This is a genomic window from Mesorhizobium kowhaii (assembly GCF_042431665.1).
Classification (GTDB): domain Bacteria; phylum Pseudomonadota; class Alphaproteobacteria; order Rhizobiales; family Rhizobiaceae; genus Mesorhizobium; species Mesorhizobium kowhaii.
In genome coordinates this window covers 1-9,640 of sequence record NZ_JBHLYT010000145.1, presented here as the reverse complement: position 1 = coordinate 9,640, position 9,640 = coordinate 1, and the positions used below count along the sequence as shown (strand labels likewise).

Annotated in this window: 10 protein-coding genes; all 10 read right to left on the bottom strand. The window is 63.7% G+C overall.

Annotated elements, in window-relative coordinates; translation table 11 throughout:
* Nucleotides 1–180 precede the first annotated feature (180 nt).
* Complete coding sequence (rlxS, locus tag ACFFNA_RS36375) at nt 181–2,148, bottom strand: relaxase/mobilization nuclease RlxS (RefSeq protein WP_095090251.1); 1,968 nt, start codon at nt 2,146–2,148, stop codon at nt 181–183.
* Between the two features lie 197 nt (nt 2,149–2,345).
* On the bottom strand, nt 2,346–3,032 hold the full coding sequence (locus ACFFNA_RS36370; protein ID WP_378924805.1) for a lytic transglycosylase domain-containing protein: 687 nt from the start codon (nt 3,030–3,032) through the stop codon (nt 2,346–2,348).
* Entirely contained in the window at nt 3,020–3,565 is a 546-nt protein-coding gene (locus ACFFNA_RS36365; RefSeq protein ID WP_095090253.1) for a S26 family signal peptidase, read from the bottom strand. Before ACFFNA_RS36365 ends, ACFFNA_RS36370 begins: the two co-directional genes overlap by 13 nt.
* Complete coding sequence (locus ACFFNA_RS36360; protein WP_095090519.1) at nt 3,562–3,801, bottom strand: helix-turn-helix transcriptional regulator; 240 nt, start codon at nt 3,799–3,801, stop codon at nt 3,562–3,564. Before ACFFNA_RS36360 ends, ACFFNA_RS36365 begins: the two co-directional genes overlap by 4 nt.
* Nucleotides 3,802–3,948: 147 nt before the next feature.
* Nucleotides 3,949–4,272, bottom strand: coding sequence for a DUF736 domain-containing protein (locus ACFFNA_RS36355; RefSeq protein WP_095090520.1), 324 nt, complete (start codon nt 4,270–4,272; stop codon nt 3,949–3,951).
* A gap of 537 nt (nt 4,273–4,809) precedes the next feature.
* Nucleotides 4,810–5,481: a hypothetical protein gene (locus ACFFNA_RS36350; RefSeq protein WP_378924802.1), complete on the bottom strand. Its 672-nt coding sequence runs from the start codon at nt 5,479–5,481 to the stop codon at nt 4,810–4,812.
* On the bottom strand, nt 5,448–6,539 hold the full coding sequence (locus tag ACFFNA_RS36345; protein WP_378924800.1) for a ParB/RepB/Spo0J family partition protein: 1,092 nt from the start codon (nt 6,537–6,539) through the stop codon (nt 5,448–5,450). The genes ACFFNA_RS36350 and ACFFNA_RS36345 overlap by 34 nt, the downstream gene beginning before the upstream one ends.
* A 77-nt stretch (nt 6,540–6,616) precedes the next feature.
* Entirely contained in the window at nt 6,617–7,033 is a 417-nt protein-coding gene (locus ACFFNA_RS36340) for a DUF2958 domain-containing protein (protein WP_095090254.1), read from the bottom strand.
* A gap of 244 nt (nt 7,034–7,277) precedes the next feature.
* Nucleotides 7,278–8,228, bottom strand: a complete 951-nt coding sequence (locus ACFFNA_RS36335) for an ArdC family protein (protein ID WP_378924798.1) — start codon at nt 8,226–8,228, stop codon at nt 7,278–7,280.
* A 721-nt stretch (nt 8,229–8,949) separates the two neighbouring features.
* On the bottom strand, nt 8,950–9,165 hold the full coding sequence (locus tag ACFFNA_RS36330) for a helix-turn-helix domain-containing protein (protein WP_095090521.1): 216 nt from the start codon (nt 9,163–9,165) through the stop codon (nt 8,950–8,952).
* Between the last annotated feature and the right edge of the window lie 475 nt (nt 9,166–9,640).

The window sequence follows — 9,640 nt, the reverse complement described above, 5'->3', positions numbered from 1 at the left end:
TGTTACGAAAAATACGCTGATTCGGCTAGAATCCGCCAATGAACTCCGAAGATGATTCGCGCCAGACCAATAACTTGCCGTCCGTTGACCAAACGCGAACGACACGCCACCAACGACTGGCGTACTCCTTCCGACAGGGCACCCATTCTGGCGCACAGGCAATGAATCCGTGCCGCCATGTCACGAAACGCTCGGCCCGCTCCTCTGCCGGCCGATGGTCCAGGAAATCCCCTCCCCGCGCACGATACCGGAAACCTCCTTGCCGAAGTATCGTTCGAGCACCGGCCGCCACGGTACGAGGGTGAATTCGCGCGATTTCTCCACGACGGCATATTTGCCGCTGGCTAACTCAACTGATCGGCGCAATGTGCCCTCTATCCGATCTCCTGCCCGGGCTTCGACATAGGGCAGACCGAGCTCGCCCGACAGTTGACCGGCAACACGGTTCAACTCTCGCTGACGCAAGACCGAAATCATGTTGGCGCGGTAGACGATACGCCCTTGCTCTTCGTCCGCGAGCGCTTGAGCGATCAGCCACTGCCGCCGGCGGGCCTGCGCCTCCCCGACCTCGTGGCCGAAGCCGGTATTGCGCAAGGGCTCCGGCGCATCCGAAACCAGCTCGCGGTCGAGCCAGGTGGCGCCGTCGAAGCTAACCTGTCGCGCCAACGGGATCGATGACAGCTTTTCAACGATCACAGGCTCGGCTCTGGCCCGCTGGCGCTCGTAATCCGCGACACGGTCCAGATGGTCCGGGGCGATGATCCAAGTGCCATCCGGCTCACGCTCCACGCCGCCGGTAGCACGCCGGATCGCCTCCAGTCGACGGACATGCGTTTCGGCGAAACGCTCGGTGGCCGATCTATCATGCTTGAGATGGATATCAATACTGTAGCGCCCGCCACTGGTCGCGGCGATATCGGCAACGGTGCGGTCGACCTGCCTAGGTTCGGTGTTCCTCGGCGTGACACGCACGATGTACCCGTCGGGCGTCGGTTCCGTCGCCTCGCCTTTGCCGATATCGATGTAATGGCTTTTGCCCTCCATCCCATCGAGGATCAAGTAGTGCCGGTCGTTGATTTCGTCGGCCAGGCCGCGAGCGACAACACGGCCGACCACAGGCTCGGTCTTCGGTTCCGCATCGTGGACGACATAGTCTGCGGCACTGCGGGCGAGCCCCTTTCCGGTCAGCTCGCGATGCATGGTCTTGATGATATCGCCGCGCTCGCCGATGCGGCGCAGCGTCACTTCAAGCTCATCGTCCAGGCGCCAACGGCCCGGAGGGGTCTCCTGCGCAAGTCCCATGCGCTCCAGTTTGCGCAGGCGGCCCTGGTGCAACGTTTGGCGAAACGCGTCGCGGCCGGCCGCCGAGACGAAACCGTCATCGTCGCGCATGCGCAGCAGCTGCCGGTCGATGCTGGTGAAGCGTTCCTGGTCCATTTCCTGGCGCAAGCGCTGCTCGATCTCGCGGTCGGTGCGGGGACCAAGATCGAGGCTGACCAGCTCGGCCGCCCGCTCGCGGATTCCGCTCGAAACATATTCCCGCGCGATGACGAGGTTTTCGTCGCGGTCATCCTTCCCGCGAACGATGATGTGGGTGTGCGGATGGCCGGTGTTGAAATGATCGACGGCGACCCAATCGAGCCTAGTGCCGAGGTCCTTTTCCATCTGCGCCATGAGCCGCCGCGTGAGCGGCTTCAGGTCGTCGTACTCGATGCCGTCTTCGGGCGCCACGATAAAGCGAAACTGATGGCGGTCTCCATCCGCGCGATCGAGGAACTCTTTTCCGTCAACGCGATCCTTGTCTGCGCCGTAGAGCTCGCCCGGCTCACCCTCGCGGGTGACACCGTCGCGCTGGATGTAACGCAGATGAGCACGCGCCCCGTCCTGCCCCTTGCCGGCTAGCCTGACGATGCGCGCCTTGACCATCACCCGGCGCTGGCGGAAGGCAGCGTATCGATCGCGCGATCTGAGTAATGCAGCAGCCGCCCCGCCTCGCCCTGCCCGGCTTCCGGTAAAGCGGCCGCCGCGCATGGGCTTGCCGCCTGCTCTGTTGATCGCCGCCCTGACCTGTCCAGCGTAGCCTTTGCCTGCCTTCGAGCCGTTAGACCGGATTTTGCCTAGCTTCGGCGTGAACTCATCGTCCTGCATGCCGGCCTCCAGCTAATCAAGAGTGAGATCAAGCGCTTATGCGCCCCAGCCTCCTGCGGTCGGTAGCAGCCTCTTGGAAAAACGATGTGCAGACAAAGACTTGACTGCCGCCTGGAGGCGGTACCTTTATCTTGCCTTCCGCCGACCCTGCTTCTGCCCCCGCCCAGCCGCCCTCACCGACCCGCAGCCGCCAGCCCTCACCGGCTGTCCGGCTTGCTTGTCCCAAGGTGATCCTTCCCGAGCGGCACCAGAATTTTGCCGTTCGATTTGCGCGCCAGCTCGCCGTTCCGCAGAAAAAACAGCGATCCTCCGGAGGGAGCTTCTGGTGCCTTTGCACGCGGTGATTTGCCCTTGAACTGATCCATGTCGGCGGCCGAAACCCCGGCCGCCGTTAGCCCTTTCAGATAAGCAACCGTCTCATTTGGAAGCGGTGTTCCGCGTTTCAAATGCGCCGCATAGCGTACCGGTCCAGCGTTGTAGGCGGCGAACAGGCCGGGGAAGCCGAAGCGGTCATACATGGCGCGCAGATAGGCGGTGCCGGCCAGGATATTGTCGTGCGGATCGTGCGGATCGGTGCCCAGACCGTGCGCGGCCCGCATGTCCTGATAGGTGCCAGGCATGACCTGCATGAGGCCCATGGCGCCGGCGCGCGAAGTGATGGGACGGCCATCGAGCCTGGTCTTGCCGTCGCTCTCGGCATCGACGACGGCGTAGATCCAGGTTTCAGGAATACGGAAGCGCCTGCTTGCTTCCGATACGAACTTCTGCCACTTTTGAAGCTGCGGACTATGGGAGATGGCGACCGGCTCAGCGCCGGTCGAGGCGGAACAGGCGCATGGCGCAAGGGCGATCATGCCCAGCATCAGGAGGGTCAGTCGGTCCATAGCGGCACCAGCCTCCCGATGACATTCGAGGCCGGGACCGGCCCGAAATAGCGGCTGTCGAAGGAGCGGGGCGTCTCGCCATTGAGCAGGAAGACCTCGTCATCGACGAGCTTTCGACACGCGTTCCACCATGGCAGCGCGCGGCCTTGAATGTCGGTTGCGAGGCGGCGCGCGACGATCGCGCCGCCGATGATTATGGCTTCGTTGAAGGTACAGACATGCTCGTGCGGCAGTGCAGCGATGCGCTTGACCAGCGGCACGTTGCGGGGCAGATAGCCGCGTTTTTCGGCGAGATCGGCGACCGCTTGCGCGGTCCGTACAAGCACCAGATCGCCGCGCGCCGGTGCTGCCGAAGCGACCAAATAAAGGCCTAGCGGCGCGCTGGCCGAGGCGTTCCAGACCAGCCAGGGCGATGGTTTTTCGAAGGCGGTGAAGCCGATGAGGCCGACGCCAATCGCAGCTATGGCGATTGCCTTACGGACCCGAATTCGCCGCAAACGGCTGCCGATCAGACGGATGGGGGGACGACTCATGACCGGCCTCCATGCTGAGCGTCGGAGTCCTGCTGGCGTCCTTTTGACCACTCATCGAGTTCGTCGATGTGGTAGCGGACATAGCGGCCGTGCTTGCGGAATTTCGGGCCACCGCCGGTGAGCCGCATCTTTTCCAGGGTGCGCTGGGACAGTCCGATATAGAAAGCAGCCTGCGCTGTATTGAGGAACGGGCTGCCCTTCTTGGCGCGGGCCGCGCGCTCGTTTTCGTCGTCCATGATCATCCTCGTTCGCGTGGGAGAAGCGAGGAGGATGATCGCGTGAGGGCGCTTCAGGGACGGGCGAAGAGTCGGACCATGGGTTTTCGCCGCCCCTTGAGAGGAGCCCCCGCGCCGGCTGGGGCGCGAGGGCCTGGGGCTTGCCGATCAGTCGACCGGGTTCCAGATGATGGCGTAGGTTTCGTCGTCATCCTGCCCGGCGGCGCGGCCGAGATTGGCGTAGAGCTTGCGCGGGCCGAACTCAGGGGCGGCGATTGACAGGCTCACATAGTCCTTGCCGGAGGTCTCGCCGGTGCGGATCCAGCCCGCGCCGACCTCGACGCCCTGCGTCAGCACCCGGAAGTCGGGATGGTTTTCGGCACCCTTGGCCTGGTTGGGCACGATGTCGATGTCGGCGCGGACGCTGAGCGTCTTGAGCTGGCCCTTGTAGCCGCCGTTGTCCTGCTTGGTGACGTAGCCGATCGCGGTCATGTTAGTCTCCTTTTGCTGTTCGCCGGGGACCATTCCCCTGCGATGGCGGACCGTGATGGGCGCGTCAGGAACGCCTGAACCCTTCAGGGCCGCAGCGACAGCGAAGGACCCGAGCGGACGGCTTTTTTTGAAGCGAAGCGGCGCGAGGAAGCCGCCGCAGGCGGCGGGGAAAAAAGCTGGCGGCGAGGGTTTCGGGCGGGCCGGATCGCCCATAGGTCGACAAGCCAGCCGCAGGGAAATGGTCCCTGAAGACACATGGAGACAGGTCGCGCTGACCGCGCTGCATGCAACAAGCAGACGACGGCAAGGTGGGGCCGTGGACGCTCGGAGGCCGTGCCGACGACAGCTGGGGCCGATCAGCGCTGGCGCTCTGCCAGCCATGCGGGTGTGGTGATCATTGGCCGATGGCGAGGAGTTTGGCGGTCGGATCTTACTGCGGTTGCGAACCGCCAGGGACGGCTGAATGCCGAGATCCACCCGACCGGAACGTCGCGTGGGCGGCGGTAAAGGGAGGTGCCGCCGCCCGAGCGAGAGGGGTCATTCGGAGCCGAACAACGCGCGGACTTTCGCCCACTGATCGGCGGTGCGGAAGCCGCCGCGACCGGTATAGGTTTCGGCAGGGACTTTCATCCGGCGCGGCAGCCATTGGTCGACCTTGTGGCGGCCGTTCTCGCCGCAAAGGAAGTCGCGGATGATCTTCTTTTGCGTCTTGACCTTCTCCGAAACATTGCCGTCCGCGACGTGCTTGCCGGCTATATCGGCCAGCATGGCGTTGGCGATTTCCCTGTCGCGAATGAGGTCGAAGAAGGCCTCGTCCGGCTGCCAGCCGGCGCCGATATCGACATTCAGATGGTTGCCGAGCGCCTCGACCACAACACTTCCTGCCTGCAAAGTCTCGCCCATGACGATGGTGAGCGCGCGCATCACGTCTTCGTCGGGAAGCGCCAGGAGGCGGGCAAAGACGCTCGCCGTGGCATGATCGTCGCTTTTTCCCCCGGCGACGGTTCTGTTCTCATCGGCCATGTTCAGCAGGGCCAGGACCGCGCGGCGTTTTTCGGCGAAGGCGGCTTCGGCCTTGCCGTTCGCGAGGCTCGCGGCCACCGCCTCGTTGGCGGCGCGTTGCGGTCCGGGCCGCACGTGCCAGAGACCCGAACCGGTGATGGCATGGGCCACCATCAGGCGCAGTGCTGTGCCCGCATGATCGAGCATGGCGGCGCGCACGGCGCGTGGCGATGCAGATCGACATAGTTCTGCATTGGGCCAGAAAGCTCGGGGCGTGACGGCTTGGCGGGCGTGTCTGCTTCCTCACCGGCATCGGCTTTCCCGCGAGCGCGGCGGGCTTCTTTGTGCGACAGCCAGCCTTCGTGACACTCGACTTCGCCGCGATGCGAGACGGTGATGACGACCTTGCCGCCTTTTTTCTTCGGCGTCTTTTCGTGGTCCCATGAGTGGAAATACTGGCCGGGTTCCAGCACCACCACTTCGGCCCAGCCGGCTTCCAGATAGGCGTCGCGTCTGGCGGCAATTATCGCGTTCTGCTTTTCCCAGAACAGATCGGCATCGGCGAAATAGCTATCCTCGCCGAACAGGTCGCACACCATCAGACCGGGGTAATCCTCGATTGGAAAGAGCGCCACCTTGGTGGAAATCGACTGGCCGCCGAACAGCCACTGCTTCAGCTGGAAGCCGCGCGGCGGGTATTGCTCGGGATCGGCAAGAAGCGCCAGCCGGTCCTGTTGCTGCGCCTTCGAGGCCATGGTGAGATGGCGCGCGGTCTCGGCGTCGATTTCGTCGCGCCTATAGGCCTCGCGGAGTTTCGGCAGCAGGTCGCCAAGCGCCAGGATGCGTTTCACGGCAAGCTCGGTGATGCCGAAGGTGGCGGCGATGTCTGGAACGGTGCGGCCCTGCTTGATCAGCCGCGAAAACGTCTCCCACTGCGATACTTCATCCGGGTCGAGGCGGGCGATGTTTTCGATCAGCGAGGCTTCGAGCGCATCGGCGTCGTCGCCGTCTTCCATGATGGCGCAGGGCAACGGTTCGGCTTCGCCACGCTCGTTGGCAATGGATTTCGCGGCGAAGTAACGCCGGCGTCCGGCGACGATTTCGAACATGTCGGGCGCGCCGTTGGGCCGCATCAGAAGCGGCACGAGAACGCCGCGCGCGCGAACCGAGGGCAGAATGCCGGACACGTCCGGGGCGCGTCTGGCATGGCGCATGTTGACGGCGGAAATGTTGAGCCGGTCGATTGCAATGTGGGCAAGCTGCATGGTTTTTCTCCTTTTCTTCGGTTGGGATTGTCCTGACGCGAGGCGCGACAAGCGGCGCGGCAGGGACGGTTTGGCGCCTAGCGGCGCTCTCTCGCCACGTCGGGCGAAAGCTCAAAATGGCGCTTCGAGAGTACGCTTGCTGCCTGTCGAAGAAGCTGTTCGGCCTCGGTGATATGGCCGGCGAGGCGCGCGGCCTGCGCATGGACCGAGAGCGGGAAGCGGCCCTCGAAATGGAGGTCGCGCTCGATGCCGAGGCCAAGCGGACCTTTGACGGTTTGAAGCTCGGCAAGGCTGACGCTGCCGAGTTCGGGGTACCCGAACCCGAGGTCGCAAAGGCCGAACAGCGTGTCGCCGTCGGGGTCGAGTTCGGTCAACAGCCAGGTCGCCGCGCCTGCCGGATCAAACAGCTTCACGACCGGCTGATGGTCGGTTTCAACTTGCGCCGCGCCGTTGGCGAGAAGCCGGGCGCAAAGGTCGTCGGTGATCAGGATCATGGCAAAAACTCCTTTTTCAGAACAGGTCGAGTTGATTGCGGGCATTCGGCGGGAGAAAGGTTCGCTGGACCTTTCCCTGATCCGCCTCACCAGAGGCCGATATCGAGCGGCTTTTGCGCGGCACGCGGCCGCCTCCATGAGGCGGTCGAGCCAGTCGCGCGGTGATCGGGCGGACACCGGGGACGAGCGTTTGCTCGTCTTGCGGCGTCGTCTCGCTCTGGAGGGGATGGGAAGCGCACGGCGCTCATGCCGCGATCCCCTCCTGCGGCGGCTCGGCTTCATCGTGGTGGAAAGCGAGCAGCAAATCGGCGGCTTTCGAGGCGCGGCTGGCAGCGCTGAAGATGGCGCGATTGTCCTCGCGCAGCACCTTCAGCCATGAGCCGATATAGTCGGCGTGGCGCACGGTCGGCTCGATGCCGAGACTGCTGCAGACAAAGGCTGCGGCGATTTCGGCGACCAGTTCCTCGCGAGCATAGACCTTGGAGCCGAACGAGCCGGAGAGATCGCGGGCAAGGCGCGAGGGGTGGCCGGTCCAGTGGCCAAGCTCGTGAAAGCAGGTCCTGTAATAGTCGATCTGCTTGAAAAATGCCGGCTGCGGCGGGACCTGAATGCAGTCGCTACCGGGCATGTAGAAGGCGCGTTCGCCGCCGATGCGCAAATCGGCGCCGCTGGAGCGGATGAGCGCTTCGGCCTGCGGGATGATTTCGCGTTCGGGTAGCGGCTCGGCGGCGGCGCGAACATGCTCGGGCAGGCCGTCGCACTGAGCGACATTGAAGACGGTGAAGCGCTTGAGATAGGCAATTGCCCGCGGCTCCTCGCCATCGTCGCTGGCGCGTTCTTTTTCGTCTTTGGGAACAAAGCGGTCGGCATGCACGATGGTCGTGCCGCGCTCGCCCTTGCGGACATTGCCGCCAAGGATCAGCGCCTGCCGGAAGGTCAGCCAGTTCTGGCAGGGATAGCCGCGCTCGATGACGGCGCCCCACAGGATCAGGATGTTGATGCCGGAATAGCAGCGCCCGGTGGCGGCGTTCTTGGGCAGGCCGAGCCCGGCATTGGCCCTGCCCCAAGGCTTGACCCATGGCACGGTGCCGCGTTCCAGCTCGGCGACAATGCGGTCGGTGATCTCCTGATAAAGGCTGGCGCCCGGGCGCCCGCCTGCCCTTGCGTTGGCGCAACGCTTACTGTTTGAACGCATCGTTTTATCCTCCGCTCTTCAATCGCACGCCTTTCCCCGGAAGCGGGGTGGGCGGCGAAACGCGACCGGAAAGGCCCGCCGTCGGAGGCGAACCGCATCCGAAGGACCGGAACGAAGTGGAGGACCCGGAGCGACAGCGAAGGGTTGCGGATTGCCGCGGCGGGCCTAGAAGGGAGTGCCGCCCACCCCGCGCCGCCGGGAAAGGCAGCTAACCCAAGACCGCGCCGGCCAAAGGACGGCGACCATCGGCAGCCGCAAGGCTGCTTTTGCGCCAGGGGGCGAAGCCGGATGGCCGAGACCGCCTGAGCCTGCCGAAGAAAAGCGGGCTCGGTTCACGAGCACCCGGTGCGCGCCAAAGGCGCGCTGGCGCCCAGGTTTGGGAGATCAAGTCGCCAAGCTCAAACCCTATTTCTTCGACGGCCTGATCAAATCGCAGGGATCAAAGCGATCGCCAATCGCCCCAGCACATTCACGCTGGCGCGTTCGATCGCGCCCACCTAGCGCATGATCAAGCTCAGCGCGCGCCGCCAGTTCCTCTTGCGTCAAGTGCTGCTCGTGACCGCGAGGAAAAATGGACGGCCGAGACCGCCTGGGGCCGGCAAAGCAGATCGGGCTCGGTCCGCGAGAACCCTTGCGCGCCAGGCTCGGAACGATTTGCAACAGGATCATCGGGAAGCAGATCCTGTAGTGCCGGACCCGCCCGACCCCTTGTTGAACAACTCTATTCCGATCGAGGATCCAGCAAGGCTGCCGGATCAACCTCAAGCACCTTGGCGAGCTTCTGGACCATATCGATACTGGCACCGTAAACGCCGCGTTCCTGGGCGCTGATGTAGGTGCGGTCGACGCCGGCCTCATGCGCCAGCGCCTCCTGGGACAGTTTCTTTTTGTGTCGGTGCCGGCGAAGATTGCGGGCAAAGACCTTTCGAATCTCAATGCATGAGAGGCCAGCTTCTTATCGAGCATTTCACCACGGAGTATTCTCGACAAAGCGGCGGAGTCACGGGAGAGATTACAAAATGCAAAGGCTAGATTAAATGATCGCGGAGAAGCTGGATGCCGACTACATCGAAGTTCATGGAGCAGCTGGGACAACGGGGCGAACCCGAGACGTCGTTCGGGTGTCGTCAGGCTCTCCGGTCTGGCTGAGCCTCAGCTTTCTTCATGGCGCAAATACTCCTGGGAGGGCTGCTTGGGTTCTCGTTCACTTTGTATGAAATACTGGGGCGAGCATGCTCCTGGGTTCTTATCCGCGTCGGGAGCGGGAAACTCATTAACGGGATTTATTAGACGCCCGGCTGAGCGGCGGCCGGCTCGGGACGCAGATAGGCGTGCAGCGCCCTGACGCATTCATCCATCTGCCTCTCATGCGACACATTGCGCGAAGCGATCGTGAGATGAGCATTTTGATA

Excerpts from the sequence above, each read along its gene's own strand:
- rlxS (WP_095090251.1), bottom strand. The coding sequence starts at position 2,148 with ATGCAGGACGATGAGTTCACGCCGAAGCTAGGCAAAATCCGGTCTAAC.
- ACFFNA_RS36370 (WP_378924805.1), bottom strand. The coding sequence starts at position 3,032 with ATGGACCGACTGACCCTCCTGATGCTGGGCATGATCGCCCTTGCGCCA.
- ACFFNA_RS36365 (WP_095090253.1), bottom strand. The coding sequence starts at position 3,565 with ATGAGTCGTCCCCCCATCCGTCTGATCGGCAGCCGTTTGCGGCGAATT.
- ACFFNA_RS36360 (WP_095090519.1), bottom strand. The coding sequence starts at position 3,801 with ATGGACGACGAAAACGAGCGCGCGGCCCGCGCCAAGAAGGGCAGCCCG.
- ACFFNA_RS36355 (WP_095090520.1), bottom strand. The coding sequence starts at position 4,272 with ATGACCGCGATCGGCTACGTCACCAAGCAGGACAACGGCGGCTACAAG.
- ACFFNA_RS36350 (WP_378924802.1), bottom strand. The coding sequence starts at position 5,481 with ATGCTCGATCATGCGGGCACAGCACTGCGCCTGATGGTGGCCCATGCC.
- ACFFNA_RS36345 (WP_378924800.1), bottom strand. The coding sequence starts at position 6,539 with ATGCAGCTTGCCCACATTGCAATCGACCGGCTCAACATTTCCGCCGTC.
- ACFFNA_RS36340 (WP_095090254.1), bottom strand. The coding sequence starts at position 7,033 with ATGATCCTGATCACCGACGACCTTTGCGCCCGGCTTCTCGCCAACGGC.
- ACFFNA_RS36335 (WP_378924798.1), bottom strand. The coding sequence starts at position 8,228 with ATGCGTTCAAACAGTAAGCGTTGCGCCAACGCAAGGGCAGGCGGGCGC.